Annotated in this window: 13 protein-coding genes; 10 read left to right on the forward strand and 3 right to left on the reverse strand. The window is 53.9% G+C overall.

Annotated features, from left to right (window positions below; genetic code table 11):
* Positions 1–73: 73 nt before the first annotated feature.
* The gene (locus NST69_RS02795; protein ID WP_342548422.1) at positions 74–991 is read right to left on the reverse strand and encodes a DsbA family protein; all 918 of its coding nucleotides are present in this window, start codon (positions 989–991) and stop codon (positions 74–76) included.
* Between the two features lie 120 nt (positions 992–1111).
* Between NST69_RS02795 and NST69_RS02800 the strand changes: the two genes are divergently transcribed.
* The 9 genes from NST69_RS02800 (at position 1112) to NST69_RS02840 (ending at position 11747) form a co-directional block, all read left to right on the forward strand.
* Positions 1112–1456 (forward strand): helix-turn-helix domain-containing protein, encoded by a 345-nt coding sequence (locus NST69_RS02800; protein ID WP_342548423.1) that lies wholly within the window; start codon positions 1112–1114, stop codon positions 1454–1456.
* Positions 1457–1577: 121 nt separating this feature from the next.
* Entirely contained in the window at positions 1578–2072 is a 495-nt protein-coding gene (locus NST69_RS02805; protein WP_036731246.1) for a CYTH domain-containing protein, read from the forward strand.
* A gap of 99 nt (positions 2073–2171) precedes the next feature.
* The gene (gene thrC, locus NST69_RS02810) at positions 2172–3560 is read left to right on the forward strand and encodes a threonine synthase (RefSeq protein WP_036731249.1); all 1389 of its coding nucleotides are present in this window, start codon (positions 2172–2174) and stop codon (positions 3558–3560) included.
* Positions 3561–4317: 757 nt separating this feature from the next.
* Positions 4318–5304 (forward strand): Gfo/Idh/MocA family oxidoreductase, encoded by a 987-nt coding sequence (locus NST69_RS02815; RefSeq protein ID WP_342548424.1) that lies wholly within the window; start codon positions 4318–4320, stop codon positions 5302–5304.
* Positions 5305–5353: 49 nt separating this feature from the next.
* Positions 5354–6229, forward strand: coding sequence for a radical SAM/SPASM domain-containing protein (locus NST69_RS02820; protein ID WP_036731254.1), 876 nt, complete (start codon positions 5354–5356; stop codon positions 6227–6229).
* A 118-nt stretch (positions 6230–6347) separates the two neighbouring features.
* Positions 6348–7022 carry a response regulator transcription factor gene (locus NST69_RS02825; protein WP_036731256.1) on the forward strand — a complete coding sequence of 225 codons (675 nt, stop codon included), beginning with the start codon at positions 6348–6350 and terminating at the stop codon, positions 7020–7022.
* Positions 7019–8386: a HAMP domain-containing sensor histidine kinase gene (locus tag NST69_RS02830; RefSeq protein ID WP_339253734.1), complete on the forward strand. Its 1368-nt coding sequence runs from the start codon at positions 7019–7021 to the stop codon at positions 8384–8386. The genes NST69_RS02825 and NST69_RS02830 overlap by 4 nt, the downstream gene beginning before the upstream one ends.
* A 123-nt stretch (positions 8387–8509) precedes the next feature.
* Positions 8510–9448: an alpha/beta hydrolase gene (locus tag NST69_RS02835; protein WP_342548425.1), complete on the forward strand. Its 939-nt coding sequence runs from the start codon at positions 8510–8512 to the stop codon at positions 9446–9448.
* A gap of 172 nt (positions 9449–9620) precedes the next feature.
* A complete protein-coding gene (locus tag NST69_RS02840; RefSeq protein WP_342548426.1) occupies positions 9621–11747 on the forward strand; it encodes a class I SAM-dependent methyltransferase in 2127 nt (708 codons plus the stop codon).
* Between the two features lie 395 nt (positions 11748–12142).
* On the opposite strand, the gene NST69_RS02845 is transcribed toward NST69_RS02840, so the two are convergent.
* Complete coding sequence (locus tag NST69_RS02845) at positions 12143–12493, reverse strand: nuclear transport factor 2 family protein (RefSeq protein WP_051494108.1); 351 nt, start codon at positions 12491–12493, stop codon at positions 12143–12145.
* A 160-nt stretch (positions 12494–12653) separates the two neighbouring features.
* Positions 12654–13571, reverse strand: coding sequence for an AraC family transcriptional regulator (locus NST69_RS02850; RefSeq protein ID WP_342548427.1), 918 nt, complete (start codon positions 13569–13571; stop codon positions 12654–12656).
* Positions 13572–13698: 127 nt separating this feature from the next.
* On the opposite strand from NST69_RS02850, the gene yicI reads away from it, so the two are divergent.
* Positions 13699–16020 carry an alpha-xylosidase gene (yicI, locus tag NST69_RS02855; RefSeq protein WP_342548428.1) on the forward strand — a complete coding sequence of 774 codons (2322 nt, stop codon included), beginning with the start codon at positions 13699–13701 and terminating at the stop codon, positions 16018–16020.
* Positions 16021–16614: the final 594 nt, after the last annotated feature.

Consider the following 16614-nt stretch of genomic DNA (forward strand, 5'->3'; position numbering starts at 1 on the left):
ATGATTCAGTATAATCCAACAAAGAGCGGTCCCCCGTCATCGGAGGACCGCTCTTTGTTGGATACGGCCGCCTTCAGGCCGGTTCGATGAACATCTCACCCAGGATCTGCCCGGTGCGATATGCATGCTCGGGAAGCGCAGCGGCGGTGAAGGCCGCCACATCCTCTGGCTTGATATCGTACATAACCTCGATTTCTCTGGCGAAGAGAAGATGTCCTTCGGCCAGTAGCTCCGGCATAGCGGGGAGAGCAGCAGGAGCAAGAGGCTCAGGGATAAGCTGCTGTAGTGCGTCCACGTAGTTTTGCAGCGTACGGGACCCGACGAGCTTGATGCCTTGGTTCTCTTCATTGACCATGACAAGGGTCGGAAAGCCGCGTACGCCGAGCTGGGCCACCTTCTGGAAATCCTCCTCCAGCAGCTCCTGTGCCGCTTCCTGTCCTGCGGCCTGAACGATCTCATCGCCGGGTAATCCCAGACTATTCACAATATCCGCGAGGACCTCTTCTTCTCCGATATTCCGGTTGAAGACGAAGACGGCTTCTCTGGCGCTCCGCAAGTAGGCCAGTTCCTTCCCCGGATGTCTCTGCTGGATCACCTTGAATACTCTGGAGGGCGGATAAGAGGACATGACCGGATTGTTCAGCCATAGGGTGCCGTCAATGGGCATGCGGTAATGCGCTCCGACTTCCTTCCAGTGACCCGCTACATCGGCTGGCTGCTGTATTCCATTTGCCTTGTCAGCGAAGCCATTCCAACCGGCTAATAATCCGCCCATCAGAGGCTGTAGATCAAAATACTTGCCATATTGCTGGATAAACCGGTTCAGGGTAGGCTCGATGGCCCAGCAGTGTGAACAGATCGGATCAGTCGCATAATAGAGAGTAACTTTGGGCTGCTGCTGCGGATTGAAATCTATAATTTGTGTATGCTCCTCGTCGCTTACCCCGCATACACCTGTCTTCAGATCACAGATCATAGGATTTGTATTCATAATAAGGGGTTACCTCCTCCGTTCCTACTTGTAGTATGATTATAATATCTGGCATCAGATTAACAAGTACTATTGTTTTTAATACCTGGTATATAAAATATACTAATGGAGGAATCACCTATGAAATATGAGGTTGACTTAACGCAGATGTGCCCTGCCACCTTTGCCTTTCATGTCATCGGCGGGAAGTGGAATCTGCCTATCCTCGCTTTACTGAGCGAAGAGGGGCCGATCCGGTATAACGAACTAAAAAGAAGGCTGAACGGCATCACCGGAACAACGCTAACGAACTGTCTCAAGGATCTTATCGACTACGGGATTATCCACCGTGAGCAATATCCTGAGGTGCCTCCGCGCGTCGAGTATTCCCTTACCCCCTCCGGGCAGGAATTGGTTCCGTTAATTGAAGAGATCGTGGCTTGGGGAGCGAATAACATTCATGCCTTAGGCGGACAGAAGGTATAGGATTTTTTTCCCGGTGAATCCGTTCCCTCTGGTTGACTTGCGTATGACCCGCCCCTATGATGATAAATAATATGTAACATTAACGCTCGCATAAAGCTCGCACACAGAGGAGAGAAACAGCATGGCTATGGAGATTGAACGCAAATTCCTGCTGCCGGAATACCCGGAGCGGCTGATTGAAGAAGGACAGCTTAAGGTGCTGACCCGTCACAGTATTGACCAGACGTATCTTGCGATTGAGGACGGGCAGGAGCTGCGGGTGCGGAAGATCACGGATCTGGACACAGGCGAGGTTACGTACACGCATACGTTCAAGGATGGCAAGGGCATCAGCCGCCAGGAGATTGAATATTTCATTTCCGCAGGGTTGTATAATCAGATGATTGAGGCTGTGAAGGCAGTCCCGCTGGTCAAAACCCGCATTACAGGCGTATGGAACGGTACAACGGTGGAGATTGATCTCTATACCCAGCTGGAGCTTACGGTGCTTGAGGTAGAGTTCGATTCGCTGGAGGAGGCGGAAGGCTTTATAGCCCCGGAATGGTTCGGCCTGGATGTCAGCACAGAGAAGAAGTACAGCAACAAAACCGTCTGGAAAGAGCTTCAGGGCAAATAGCCCCGGTGAGCCTTAATCTTATAGAATCAGCGGACTTTAACGCGTAAACGTGGTACTATGTACAGTAAATAAAGAGGGGTTCAGGAGGATGAGACGGGTATGGAGTATATAAGCACAAGAGGCAAGGTAGCGGCCAGAGGCTTTATTGATACGGTTCTGATGGGGCTGGCGGATGACGGCGGGTTGATGGTACCGGCCGAGATTCCGGTGATCTCCCCGGAGAAGCTGGAAGAATGGAGAAGCCTAAGCTTTCAGGAGCTTTTCCTTGAGATTTTCTCCTATTATACCAATGATGAAATTCCTTATGAGGATCTGCGCTCGATGGTCTACACCAGCTATGGCAGCTTCCGCGCTCCGGAAGTAACGCCGCTGCATAAAGTGAGCGATTCCCTGTACGTGCTGGAGCTGTTCCATGGGCCGACGTTTGCCTTCAAGGATGTGGCGTTGCAGTTCATGGGCGAGCTGTATTCATATATTGCCAAGGTGCGCGGTGAGATTATCCATATTCTCGGGGCTACCTCCGGCGATACCGGAGCGGCTGCGATTCAGGGTGTGCGCGGCAAGGAAGGCATCAAGATCTGTATCCTTCATCCGCACGGCAAGGTCAGCAAGGTGCAGGAGCTGCAGATGACTACCGTAGATGACAGCAATGTGCTGAATCTGTCCGTAGAGGGTAACTTCGACGACTGCCAGAAGATTATCAAGGAGCTGTTCGCCGATCTCGACTTCAAGGGACGGTATCACCTGCGGGCGATTAACTCGATTAACTTCGTGCGCATTCTGGCGCAGACGGTCTATTATTTCCATGCTTATCTGCAGCTTCCGGGAAGCGATCAGAAGAAGGTCAATATCAGCGTGCCTTCGGGTAACTTCGGCAATATTTTCTCAGGCTACCTGGCGCAGCGAATGGGTCTGCCGATCCACAAGCTGATCATCGCCACCAATGAGAATAACATCCTCGAACGGTTCGTGGTCACCGGCGAATACAAACCAGGCAGCTTCACGGGCACCTACAGCCCGTCGATGGATATCCAGGTGGCGAGCAACTTCGAACGCTATCTGTATTATCTGCTGGACGAGGATGCGGATAAGCTGTCCGGGTACATGGCAGCCTTGCAGAGCGAGGGCGCGATTAAGGTGGACGGCGAGCTGCTGGCCCGGGTACAGGCGGATTTCTCCGCGCTGGGCGTGAAGAATGCACAGTGTCTGGAGATCATCAGCAAGTACCAGCAGGAATCCGGCTATCTGCTCGACCCGCATACGGCGTGCGGCGTAGCGGCCTACGAGAAGTTCAGCGCGCCTGATGAAGTAAGCATTGCTTACGCTACAGCGCATCCGGCCAAGTTCGACGAGGCAATTGCCTTGACCGGCATCAAGCAGGAGTTCCCGGCTCAGATCTCGGCCCTGTTCGAGCAGCCGCAGCATCAGGTCGTGGTCGATCATGATAAGGCGGAGATCGTGCGCCAGCTTGTAGCTTTTTACGGGTAAAATAGGTGCGTGTCCAGTGGGGCCCGCGCAGGATGAAGACAGCCCCCGCCGGGATGAGCGGGGGCTGTTTGCCATCGCTCGAAATGTGGGACACTGGATAGTACATGTACCTCACTGCCCAGTGCCAACTGCCCAATGCCAACTGCCCAGTGCCAACTGCCAACTGCCATTGCGCGCTGCTCACCGCTACTGCGCCTAACCTGCCTCCGCCAGTCGGGTGATTGCATTATGTACAATAGAAAGTCCCCAAAACACCTCTAAAATCAATTCTGTTGTATTTGATACAGCAGATTTATGGGGGGAGGCCTGCTACAGGCGCAAACTCCAAATTCTGTTGTACGAAATACAGCAGAATGGCAAAATGGGAGCTTTACACCGGATTCTATTGTACGAAGTACAATTGCAGGCTGGGTTGTGGGAAATGCAAGGCTAAGTTGGAGTGAATGTCTCTGTGTGGGATGCAAGGTAAGTTAGAGTAGAGTGGATCTGTGTGGGATGCAAGGTAGGTTAGAGTGGAGTGGCTCTGTGTGAGATAATGCATGGCCCCCAGAGGTAAAGGCTGGACGAATGGCCCCATGCTCTGATGGGCGGTGTTGCCGAATGAAGGTGAATCCTGTGCCTATTCTCAGGTGCTTTTTTTCACAATCGAAATCTAGCGGAATTTGTCGGAAATTACGGTATATAAGTGGACATACCTATCATGGAATGAGAAAATAGCAGTTATAGCTTATATATTTAAAAAAGGACGGGATCATTCATGACTATTCGTTTCGGGGTTGTAGGGACTAACTGGATTACAGACCGCTTTGTGCAGGCGGGACTTGAGAATGAGGAGTTTCTGCTCACGGCCGTGTATTCCCGCACAGAGGAGAAGGGACAGGCTTTTGCCGCCAAGTATGCCGGGGCTTCGATCTATACGGATCTGGAGGAAATGGTATCAAGCGCAGAGGTGGACGCGGTCTATATCGCCAGCCCCAACTCGATGCATGCGGAGCATTCATTGATCTGTCTGAACCACGGCAAGCATGTGATCTGTGAGAAGCCGGCGGCCTCCAACAGCCGGGAGCTGAAGGCGATGATTGAAGCTGCGCGCAGCAATGATGTGCTGTTCATGGAAGCGATGAAATCCACGTTCATGCCGAATTTTGGCGTGATCCGGGATAACTTATATAAGCTGGGTCAAGTCCGGCGCTACTTCGCAGGTTATTGTCAATACTCTTCGAGGTATGATGCTTACCGCCAGGGGACGGTGCTGAATGCGTTCAATCCTGAATATTCCAACGGCTCTCTGATGGATCTGGGGATCTATTGCTTATATCCGATGGTGGCTTTGTTCGGCAAGCCGGATTCGGTCAAGGCCGTTGGGCTGATGCTCGCTTCAGGGGTGGACGGGGAAGGCAGTATGGTCATGCGTTACCCGGACATGGACGCGGTGGTCATGCATTCCAAGATTGCCGATTCCTATCTGCCTGCTGAGATTCAGGGCGAGAACGGAACGATGGTGATCGACAAGATTAACCAGCCCTATCAGGTCAAAATCCACTACCGCGACGGAACCGTCGAGGAGCTTACGCTCCCGCAGGTGTATGAGGCGATGTACTATGAGATTGAGGAGTTCATTCATCTGCTGAAGAGCGGGCAGCGGGAGAGCGCGACCAACAGCCACGCCAATTCCCTGGCGGTGGCAGAGCTGATGGAAGAGGCGAGAGCCCAGATTGGCCTGCGGTATGCTTCGGATCTCTAACGTAACGGGCAACCTGGTCTGCATTATATATTGAAATGGGGAGCGGAACTTGAAGACGTTCAAAAAGGTATACATCGAGATCACAAGCGTCTGCAACCTGGCCTGCAGCTTCTGTCCGCCCACGGAGCGGCAGAAGAATTTCATGAAGCTGGAGACGTTCAACACCATTCTTGATGAGATCAAACCGCATAGCAATCATATCTATCTGCATGTCAAAGGCGAGCCGCTGCTGCATCCGAAGCTGGGCGAGCTGCTGGATGCCGCGCATGCCAAGGGCTTCAAGGTCAATATTACGACCAACGGCACGCTGATCCGTAAAGCGGGGCCGAAGCTGCTCGGCAAGCCGGCACTGCGGCAGATGAACTTCTCGCTGCACAGCTTCGACGGCCATGCAGGCTCGGAGAACCGTGAAGGTTATCTTACAGAGATCATCCAGTTCGTCCGGGAGATCTCCGCCCAAGGTGTCATTGTCTCGTTCCGGCTCTGGAATCTGACGGAGGACAACCGGACGAATCTGGAGAAGGAGCGCAACCGTGAGACGCTGGCCCTGTTGGAGGAGGCTTTCGGACTGGGCTACAGGATCGAGGAGAAGGTCGTCCCCGGCAGCGGCGTGAAGATTGCCCCGCATGTGTACCTGAACCAGGACCACGAGTTCAGATGGCCGGCGCTGCATGAGCCGGAGGATGACGGCAAGGGCTTCTGCCATGCGCTGCGCAGCCAGGCGGCGGTCCTGGTAGACGGCACCGTTGTGCCGTGCTGTCTGGATGGCGAAGGGGTGATCAACCTCGGCAATATTCATGAGCAGCCGTTCTCTGAGATTGTCGAGGGGGAACGGGCGAATAATCTGTTCTATGGCTTCTCGCGCCGGGAAGCTGTTGAGGAGCTGTGCCGTAAATGCGGCTACCGGCAGCGGTTCGGCACCTAGCCGGAGCGCGGAGCCGGAGTGGGGGATGGTGTCGGTGCATACCGGCAAAGCAGCAGGGTGATGCTACTGGGAAGACAGAAATATTTATAAGGCCGGATCATACGAAAAGAGGGAATAGATGCCTACTATACTTGTTGCAGACGACGATGCGAATATCCGCGAGCTTGTCTGCCTATTTCTGCGCAATGACGGATTCGATACCGCTGAAGCGGCAGACGGGCAAGAAGCGCTGGCGGTCTATGCCAGAACGCATGTGGATCTGGTCATCCTGGATATTATGATGCCGGTGATGGACGGCTGGGCGCTATGCAAGGAGCTTCGCAGAGCAGACCCGGAGCTGCCGCTGTTAATGCTGACGGCGAAGGGGGAGACCTGGGAGAAGGTGAAGGGATTCGAGCTGGGAACCGATGATTATCTGACTAAGCCCTTTGATCCTCTGGAGCTGACGGTCCGGGTCAGAGCCTTGCTGAAGCGCTCGGGAATCGGCAAGTCGCATACGATCCGTATCGGAGAGGTAACGCTGGACCGGCAGACCTACAAGGTGATGAACGGGACAGAAGCGCTGTCCCTGCCGCTTAAAGAGTTCGAGCTGCTGTATAAGCTGGCCGGAACACCGGGGCAGGTCTATACCCGCGAGCAGCTGATCGACCAGATCTGGGGCATTGATTACTCGGGGGATGACCGGACGATAGATGTACATATCAAGCGCCTGCGTGAACGGTTTGCGGCTTCGCCGGATTTTCGGATCGAGACTGTCCGCGGTCTGGGATACCGGATTGAGGTTACTGAATGATCAAGTCCTTATATACCCGTGTGGTCCTGACTTATCTGATCTCCGTAATCGGGGGGACAGTGATCTCCTTCAATCTGGCAATCTGGATATACAAAGATGAATTGAATGAGAACCTGCAGTTTCAATTGCTACGCTTCGCACAAGATGTCGTACAGATCTATGATGCCTTTCCGCTGACGGAAGCTGACAAGTTCGTAAGCGGCATGAAGCAGCTTGAGACCTATCATGTGCGGATTTACGATGCGAACGGCGGGGTTCAGTCTTATGGCGGGCCAGAAGGAATGAAGCTGGAGACCGTGACTGAAGCGCAGGTGCAGCAGGTGCTGGCAGGCGGAATTGTGCAGGTCAATCCGTCAGGTATCTCCATCAGCCTGCTAGGGATGCAATTAACTACGGATACGGGAAAAAAAGCATTGTTCGTAGAGCCGGTCGGTCCCCCCTCCTCCGCTTTTGTGCTGAAATGGCTGGTGAATTTCGTGGTGTATTCGCTGGTCTCCGGGAGTCTCGTGATCTTGGTGGCGGCCATGTTCGTGGTCCGGCCGATTAAGAAGCTGACCAACGCGACGCGCAAGATCGCAGCCGGGGACTTCAACGTGAAGCTGAATATCAAGCAAAAGGGAGAGCTGGGCGCCCTCGCGCGCAGCTTCGAGGAGATGACGCATGATCTGCAGCAACTGGAGCAGATGCGCCGTGACTTCGTGTCGAATGTATCTCATGAGGTGCAGTCGCCGCTGACCTCCATCTCCGGCTATGCCCTGGCGCTGAAGCAGATGAATATTCCTGAGAGCGAACGGGGCCGCTATATCGATATCATCATCGGGGAAGCCGAACGGATGTCTAAGATGAGCGACAGCCTGCTGAAGCTGAGTCTGCTTGAATCGCAGTCCCAGCAGCTCCGGTTCACCACCTTCAGCCTGGATGAACAGATCCGGCGCGTGATTGTTGCTCTTCAGCCGCAATGGTCGGCCCGGCGCATCAACTTCGATCTTCAGCTGACGGCTGCCACGCTGACGGCGGATTATGACCTGTTGAGCCAGGTATGGACGAACCTGCTGGGCAACAGCATTAAGTTCTCCGGGGATGGGGGAGTAATCAGTGTCCATACGAAGCAAGATAATAAAAGTGTAACCGTTCGTGTATCCGACACCGGCATCGGGGTCGCTCCCGAGGATCAGAAGCGGATCTTCGAACGTTTCTTCAAGGCGGACCGCTCCCACAGCAACAAGTATAACGGCAGCGGGATGGGGCTGGCCATCGTGAAGCAGATCGTCCTGCTTCATCAAGGCGATATCCGGGTCGAGAGTGAGCTAGGCGCAGGCACAAGCTTCATTGTAACGCTGCCCCTGAATACACCGGCAGATTAGATTATTACACCGTTCATCCTCCGTTCATATTACCGTCACGGAGAGTACATTTTCATTATATATACTATCCTTAGCACTTCATCAAGGCAGTACAACCGATTCATAAGGACAGGTGATTGTATAATGAAAAAAGGACTCAGAATCCTGCTTAAGTCTATAGCGGCATTGTTGATTGTGATCGTATTGTTTTTTGCCGTAGTATTTGTGGTCAATATCATCAGCAGCAAAGCGGAGCTGAAGAAGATTGATCAGTACGGGCAGCTTGTGCCAGTCGATGGCAAGAAGATGAATGTACTCATCCAGGGATCGGGTGAGGAGACTGTGGTGCTGCTGACGGGGTATGGCACCGGGGCACCGGCGCTTGATTTCAAACCGCTGGTAGACGAGCTGTCTCCTAACTACAAAGTAGTCGTGGTGGAGCCGTTCGGCTATGGCTTAAGTGACCGGACCGACAAGGAACGGACCTCGGACAATATCGTCAGTGAGATTCATGAAGCGCTGCAGCAGCTTGGAATCAAGCGATACACACTCATGGGACATTCCATCGCCGGAATCTACGGACTGGATTATGTGAACAAGTATAAGGATGAAGTGCAGGCTTTTGTAGGAATTGACAGCAGTGTGCCGAACCAAGGGGGCTTGGACGATAAAATACCGGTGGGGACGCTTAAGTTCCTGGACAAATCCGGCATCATGAGATTGTTTCAAAAGATAGGCAGCGACCCGTATGCCGGGCTTCCATTCGACGAATACACCAAGCAGCAGATGAAAATGATCGCCACCAAGAATTTAAACAATGACACTGTCGTGAATGAGATCGATCATTTCAAGGAGAATTTCACAGCAGCCCAGACGCTGACCTTCCCCAAAGAGCTTCCGCTGCTGCTCTTCGTACAGTCAAATAATACCGATGTTGAGGGCTGGATGCAGCTGCATGAGGAACAGGTGAAGGATTCCGTGTACGGTAAGCTGGTGCCGCTCAATGGCGGACATTATCTGCATCATACGCTGTCCAAGGAGATTGTCAAGGATTACAGAGAATTCATGGCAGGTGTGAAATGAGAGGAATCTGATTCCCGGCCAACTATCTGATACAATTGAACAAGAGCTCTTCGCAGCCGCAGGCTTCTATAATAGAAGCTTGCGGTTTGTTCCATTCCGGGGACACTCTGATTCAAACCTGAAGCACATGGGCTATTGTATATAGATTGCTATTACATAGGGAGGTATGCAAATGCTGAAATCATTACGGGCTATAGAGGCGTATCGTGAAGGAGGATGGCCTGCCGGAGAAGGCTATCCGTGGCTGGAGTACATCGTGCAGGCTGAGCAGACGATTGTGAACCTGGAGCGGGTAGAATCGCTGCAGTCGCTTGCGCAGCAGAATCCGGTGCTGGATTATGTAGAGCGGAGTCTGCGGGTGCTGGACAGTCTGCCGCTGTCGTATTGGATCAAGGAGCTGGCCGAGGAGACGCTGATCTGGTCGGAGACGGCTAAGGGCGGGACTCTCCGGCAGCGGCGGAGCTGGCAGGAAGAGGGTATTAATATTTTCGTTCATAATATCGGCTCCGCAGAGTTGTACCGGAGGTATGCAGAAGGGATGAAGCAGGACGAGGCAGGCTCTGCCGAGAAGAGACGGGTCATACATACGCTGATCGAGACGCATGGGCTGATTGGACAGCAAATCCGCGGCGAGGTTCCGCCTTCCGTCAATCTTCCGTTGTCCGCACTGGTGGAGCAGGGACTGCTGGGCGCAGAGGAGCTGGAGCGGCTGCTGTTCGCACTGAATCACTGCATCATTGCTGCGGTATCCCCGGAGCTGTGGCAGGAGGTCCGCCTGCAGGTCATGGAGCTGATTGCTGTAATTGCTTCAGGGAATCTGCAGCCTGAAGTCCCGATGAAGGAACGTCTGCGGAGAATGCGCGCCGGGTCCATTGCGCAGGGGGAGGATTACGAGACGGAGTGGGACGGGCTGGTGCAGGAGGGCTTCCTCCCTGCTGCGCTAGAGCCGCTGCAGCCTGCCACCTTCTGGTATGTGGAATCGGCGCTCCAGACCTTCTCGCTGGAGCAGTTCCTGAAGGTCATGAGTCTGGTGGCCGGCAGCGGCCCGCTTCAGCTAAGCCATCTGAGCCATCTGAGCTTCGAGGCGGTCATGAACAGTATTCATTATGACTATAAGGGCAGCAAGAAGATCAACGTCTATAAGAAACGGATTATTGAAAAGTATCTCTCGGAGCTGAGCTGGGAGGAGATCTACAGCGGTGTGAAGCCTTCCGGCAGCAACCCGCATCTTACGCACAGGCTGCGGGGTAAGGAGCATCTGCCGGATACGCTGTTCTTCCAGTTCGAGTTCTCAGCGGCAGCGGAGAAGCTGATTGAGTTCTGTATGGAGGCCGAGAAGTCAGCGCTGTATGAACGGGCGGTCCTGCTGCTGTTCGACCTGTTCGATCTGCGGCGGGATGCTTTCGACCGCTTCCACAATGAGGATACGTACTTAAGCCAGATGAATGATACGGCTGACTATAAGGCAGTGATTCTGGACTACGTTACCGGAGGGAAGGTGCTGGACATCGGCCCCGGCGGCGGGGTGCTGCTCGATCTGATTGAGGAGCGGATGCCGGAGGTGGTGCCAGTGGGGATTGATATCGCAAGCAATGTGATCGAAGCGCTGCGGCAGCGCAAGCAGCGGGAGGACCGCCGCTGGGAGGTGCTCCAAGGCGATGCGCTGAACCTGAAGGATTATGTGGAGCCGGGCACGGTGGACACGGTGATTTTCTCATCGATTCTGCATGAGCTATACTCCTATGTGCCGCTGGACGGCCGGAAGTTCAATCATGGCACGGTGGCGGCAGCGCTGACCAGTGCCTTCGATGTACTGGCAGATGGCGGGACGATCATTATCCGCGACGGGATTATGAGCGAGCCGGAGGAGGAGCGGCGCAGAGTGCGGTTCCTGGAGGCGGACGGGATGGCGTGGCTGGAGCGGTACGCGAAGGATTTTGCCGGACGGAATATCCGTTATGAACAGCTGGGCGAATACGAGGTTCTGATGCCGGTAAACGATGCGATGGAATTCCTCTATACCTACACCTGGGGGGAGGAAGCCTACATTCATGAGGTTCAGGAACAGTTCGGCTACTTCACACCTTCGCAGTACACCGCATTCATTCAGCAGACGCTGGGGGACCGGGCCAAGATAGAGGTCTTGCGTCATTACCTGCAGGAGGGCTACACGGAGGCGCTGGAGAACAGAGTGGTTATGATGGACGATAACGGGCAGGCGGTGCCTTTGCCGGACAGCACCTGCTTTATTGTAATTCGTAAAGACGGTGGGAGGAATTCCGTGCTTGCTGGCAGGTAATGGGGATGTAGTGTTAAGTAACTTGCCTATACTCTAATGCTCAACGTTTGGCTATTGCACTTTGTGCAATAGATGTCTCTGAAATCGACGGGAAAGTAGCTTCTATTGCACTCTATACAATAGAATTCGCCGGAAATGGCCTTCTGGAGCCTAAATCCAGTAATCTACTGTATGAAATACAATAGAATGCGTTCTAGGGCAATATAGAGCGGAATCTATTGCAGAAAATGCAATCAGGGAACACAAGAACACAACGGAGTGGCCATCGCCGCGTCCACTCCAGTGCTGAAACCCATCTTATGTAATTAAAAGGCTGTCCCGCGTAGTCATATTCATGACTTATGGGACAGCCTTTTGAGTTATAAAGTATGGTTATACTTTGAACTTGCTCGGCGTTATTTAAGCGTGATGATCAGCTCGCTGATTTTGCCGCCTTGTACCTTGAATTCATGGGTGAACTGCTGCGGGGCGGGAACACGGTTCTTATTGAACTCCCCCTCCATCTCAGCGGTCACCGCAATGCGGCCCTGGATTTCTTCAATTTCCATAATAGTAAAGCGGACCTTAGCAGAGAATAGCTCGGATTCTCCCCAAGCCGCTATAGCCTCTGTGCCTTCGGCCGACTTCCCGTTATCCTTCACGGTAGCGCCGGGAGCGAACAATTCGATCAGAGCGTCAGGCTGGTATTGGTTCACTGCATTGTAGAAGTCCTGTACCTCAATTGGCAAGGTAACATGTTGATTCATGAATATCTGCCTCCTGTAAGTAGATTAGTGGGGAACAGCATGTCCACCGGAATGAGCCATTAGGCCACCGCTGAAGCGGCAGGTGCTGTGGTCATCCATACCCTAACTTAAACGTATCCGGGCATCCGTAAGCAGGAAAAAGTACAGGACGGGGTTCAGCCTACGGATAAAGCTGGCTCTGCCCGGCGAAGGGACCGGCGTCCTTGCGGAATTCCGAAGGCGAGCAGTTCATGACTTTGCGGAACACTTTGATGAAGTAGCTGACGTTGTCGAAGCCGACATCCATGGCAATATCGGAGATTTTGCGGTCTCCCTGCTTCAGCAGGGCTGCGGCCTGGCGGACCCGGTAGGAGTTGATGTAATCGACGGGCGTCTTACGGGTCATGCTTTTGAAAAAACGGCAGAATTGCCCTTCGCTCATCGGAATCAGCCCCGACAGGTCTCGGGTGCGGATCGGCTCCTGGTAGTTGTCCTGGATGTAGAGAATTACCCGCTTCAGGCGGTCAATCTTCGTGGGCTCCGCGCCTTCGGACTGGCTGTGGTTGACGAAGCGCCCCGGCTGCGCAATCTGCGAGAGCATAATCAGCAGGGTTCCTTTCATATAGGCTTCGAATCCTGGCATTTGTTGATCATAGGCCTTCATCATGTGATTCAGATGCAGCAGCAGCTCCGCCTGCCAGGGAACAGAAGGGGTGAGGTGGCGCGGAAAGCTCTGGCGTTTCTCCTGAAGCGGCAGAATAACACTCTGCTGGATGGTATCATATTGGGCGCTGGCCAGCAGGTCGGGGTGGAAGACAAGGGCGCAGAAGCGGCAGGGGGTCTCCGTAAGCGCGTATGCGGCATGGATATCCCCGGATTCAATGAACACGGCCTCACCGGGGCGAAGCGTGAAATAGTCTGTGTCCACCTGAAACAGAATCTCGCCTTCCAGCAGCAGGAAGAACTCGGCTTCCTCATGCCAGTGGGTGTCCAGGACATGGGCTCCGGCGGGAAGGTCGATCCAGTAGGCGGCCAGGGGGAACATGACATCCCCGTGTTCGCGGTCTTCTTTGAGCAAGCGCTGCGAGGTGCGGTCCATTAGGGGGCCTCCTTGTTAGATGGCGTCAAAATAGTGTTATAAATGAGCTATATATTATTAGTTTTGAACTTTTATTATCGGTATAATGCAACTATATACATCAAATCGAAGGGTGGCAAGTGCACATATGAAATTTACAGACGGCTTATGGCTGGTACGTGACGGAATTACAATCAATGGTGCAGTGCAGAACTATGTGGTAGAAAAAACCGAGGAAGGCCTGACCGCCATCACGCAGACGACTCCCATCACGGGACGTTCGGCGACACTCAACTCCACACTGCTGACAGTGAAATTCCATTCCCCGCTTCCGGGCGTGGTAGGAGTCAAAATTATTCATAACGACGGCGTGATTCCACGCGGACCTTCGTTCGAGCTGACTGAGGGAACCGGCGATCATGTGGAGATCGAGGAGACAGAGACGCAGACAGTGCTGATCAGCGGCGGACTCCGTGTGGTCATTAACAAGGGCACCCACTGGTCGGTGGACTTCTACCGCGGGGACGAACGGATTACCGGCAGCGGCTTCAAGTCGATGGCCTACATCACGGATCAGGACGGCAACACCTTCATGCGTGAGGAGCTGGACTTAGGCGTCGGCGAATTCGTGTATGGTCTGGGCGAACGCTTTACGGCTTTTGTCAAAAATGGCCAGGTGGTGGATCTGTGGAACAAAGACGGCGGTACAAGCTCCGAGCAGGCGTACAAGAACGTTCCGTTCTATGTGACTAGCAAGGGGTACGGTGTATTTGTGAATCAGCCGGAGCTGGTATCGTATGAGATTGCGTCTGAGAAGGTGAAGAAGGCCCAGTTCAGCGTAGCCGGAGAGAGCCTGGAATACTTCGTGATTGAAGGACCGACGATTAAAGAGGTCATCACGAAATACACCTCCCTGACCGGCAAGCCTGCGCTGCCTCCGGCCTGGACCTTCGGCTTGTGGCTGACGACTTCGTTCACTACAGACTACGATGAAGCTACGGTGAACTCCTTCGTGGAAGGGATGGCGGAGCGCGATCTGCCGCTGCATGTGTTCCACTTCGACTGCTTCTGGATGCGCGAATATCAATGGACCGATTTCCAGTGGGATTCCCGTGTGTTCCCGGACCCGGTGGGCATGCTGAAGCGTCTGCATGACAAGGGGCTGAAGATCTGCGTATGGATCAACTCCTATATCGGACAGCGCTCCCCGCTGTTTGAAGAAGGCCGGAAGAACGGTTATCTGCTCAAAAAAGCCAACGGTGACGTCTATCAGACGGACCTCTGGCAAGCGGGAATGGGACTGGTCGACTTCACGAACCCTGCGGCTTGTGAATGGTATGCCGGTTACCTGCGCGACCTGGTGGATATGGGCGTAGACAGCTTCAAGACGGACTTCGGCGAGCGGATTCCGACGGATGTGGTATACTTTGACGGCTCCGACCCTTACAAGATGCATAACTATTATACCCAGTTGTATAACAAGGTTGTATTCGAGGTGCTGGAAGAGAAGCTCGGCAAAAATGAAGCTGCTGTGTTCGCACGCTCTGCTACCGCTGGCGGCCAGCAGTTCCCGGTTCACTGGGGCGGCGATTGCTATGCCGACTATGAATCCATGGCAGAGAGCCTGCGCGGCGGCCTGTCGCTCGGCCTGTCCGGCTTCGGCTTCTGGAGCCATGACATCGGCGGGTTCGAGAACACCGCTCCGGCGCATGTGTTCAAGCGCTGGCTGGCCTTCGGCCTGCTCTCCAGCCACAGCCGTCTGCACGGCAGCACCTCGTACCGTGTGCCTTGGGCGTATGACGATGAAGCCGTGGACGTTACCCGCTTCTTCACCAAGCTCAAGTGCAGCCTGATGCCGTACCTGTATGATGTAGCCGGACAGGCACATGAGCAAGGCTGGGCCTCGATGCGGGCCATGGTGATGGAGTTCCCGGAAGATCCGACCTGTGAGGTGCTGGACCGCCAGTACATGCTTGGTGATTCCCTGCTGGTCGCTCCGATCTTCCAGGAGAACGGCGAAGTGAAGTACTACCTGCCGGCCGGACGCTGGACACACCTGTTGAACGGTGAGACCGTACAGGGCGGAGCATGGCGCAAGGAGAAGCATGACTTCTTCAGCCTGCCGCTGTTCGTTCGGCCGAACACTCTGCTGGCTGTGGGCAGCGAGGACAGCCGTCCGGATTATGATTTTGCAGACGGCGTGAAGTTCGGCCTGTACTCCCTGGAGGACGGGAAGTCTGCTGCGGCGACTGTGCGCGATATCCACGGGGCTCCTGAGCTGAAGGTGGAAGCGGTTCGCAGCGGCATTGCTGTAAAAGTAACTGTCGAAGGCAGCGGCAAAGCATTCACCCTGGCGGTGAAGGATCTTGGCGCTATCGCCTCCGTGGAAGGTGCGGAGCAGGTAGATGAGACGACAGTGAGCGTGGGCGCGGGCGAGAAATCCGTATCGTTCACGATTACGCTGAAATAAGACAACTATAGACGGAATTAACACACACGCAAGACTGAATTAACACAACTATAGACGGAATTAACACACCGGCAAGACGGAATTAACACAACTATAGACCGAATTAACACACCCGCACGACTGAATTAACATAACTATAGACCGAATTAACACACCTGCACGCTGGCTTAGCCTATGGCTGTGCCCTTAAGTAACCAAGCTCTCTGATGACAGGGGACATTCGTCTCCTGGATCGGGGAGCTTTTTGGGGATTGGCGGCGATGGGGGAGTGCAAGGGCACACACGATGAGCCACAACGGGCTAATTGCTGCCATAAATGCAACAATCCCCGCAGCAGGAGCAGGGCTATGGCGAATTGTTGTCAAAAATGCAGCATTTCAGCTTCCCTGAGCGAATCAGCGGCGAAATTCCTGCATTTGGTGCAACATTGCACCGAAATAGCTAGTTTCACAGGCAGCAGTGTTGCAAATAGTGCAACATTAGTGGTTTCGAACGAGTGCTGAAGAAGTGCTAAAGGAGTGCCGCCAATGGAGTGCTGAAGGAATGCTGAAGGAGTGCTGAAGGAGTGCTGAAGGGGTTGCCCCAAGTTACTGT

Origin of the sequence: Paenibacillus sp. FSL P2-0089 (genome assembly GCF_038595095.1) — a bacterium.
Classification (GTDB): Bacteria; Bacillota; Bacilli; order Paenibacillales; family Paenibacillaceae; genus Paenibacillus_AQ; species Paenibacillus_AQ silagei.

What these genes read in the sequence shown, in the direction of transcription:
- NST69_RS02795 (WP_342548422.1), bottom strand. Translation starts at nt 991, where the DNA reads ATGAATACAAATCCTATGATCTGTGATCTGAAGACAGGTGTATGCGGG.
- NST69_RS02800 (WP_342548423.1), top strand. Translation starts at nt 1,112, where the DNA reads ATGAAATATGAGGTTGACTTAACGCAGATGTGCCCTGCCACCTTTGCC.
- NST69_RS02805 (WP_036731246.1), top strand. Translation starts at nt 1,578, where the DNA reads ATGGCTATGGAGATTGAACGCAAATTCCTGCTGCCGGAATACCCGGAG.
- thrC (WP_036731249.1), top strand. Translation starts at nt 2,172, where the DNA reads ATGGAGTATATAAGCACAAGAGGCAAGGTAGCGGCCAGAGGCTTTATT.
- NST69_RS02815 (WP_342548424.1), top strand. Translation starts at nt 4,318, where the DNA reads ATGACTATTCGTTTCGGGGTTGTAGGGACTAACTGGATTACAGACCGC.
- NST69_RS02825 (WP_036731256.1), top strand. Translation starts at nt 6,348, where the DNA reads ATGCCTACTATACTTGTTGCAGACGACGATGCGAATATCCGCGAGCTT.
- NST69_RS02830 (WP_339253734.1), top strand. Translation starts at nt 7,019, where the DNA reads ATGATCAAGTCCTTATATACCCGTGTGGTCCTGACTTATCTGATCTCC.
- NST69_RS02835 (WP_342548425.1), top strand. Translation starts at nt 8,510, where the DNA reads ATGAAAAAAGGACTCAGAATCCTGCTTAAGTCTATAGCGGCATTGTTG.
- NST69_RS02840 (WP_342548426.1), top strand. Translation starts at nt 9,621, where the DNA reads ATGCTGAAATCATTACGGGCTATAGAGGCGTATCGTGAAGGAGGATGG.
- NST69_RS02845 (WP_051494108.1), bottom strand. Translation starts at nt 12,493, where the DNA reads ATGAATCAACATGTTACCTTGCCAATTGAGGTACAGGACTTCTACAAT.
- NST69_RS02850 (WP_342548427.1), bottom strand. Translation starts at nt 13,571, where the DNA reads ATGGACCGCACCTCGCAGCGCTTGCTCAAAGAAGACCGCGAACACGGG.
- yicI (WP_342548428.1), top strand. Translation starts at nt 13,699, where the DNA reads ATGAAATTTACAGACGGCTTATGGCTGGTACGTGACGGAATTACAATC.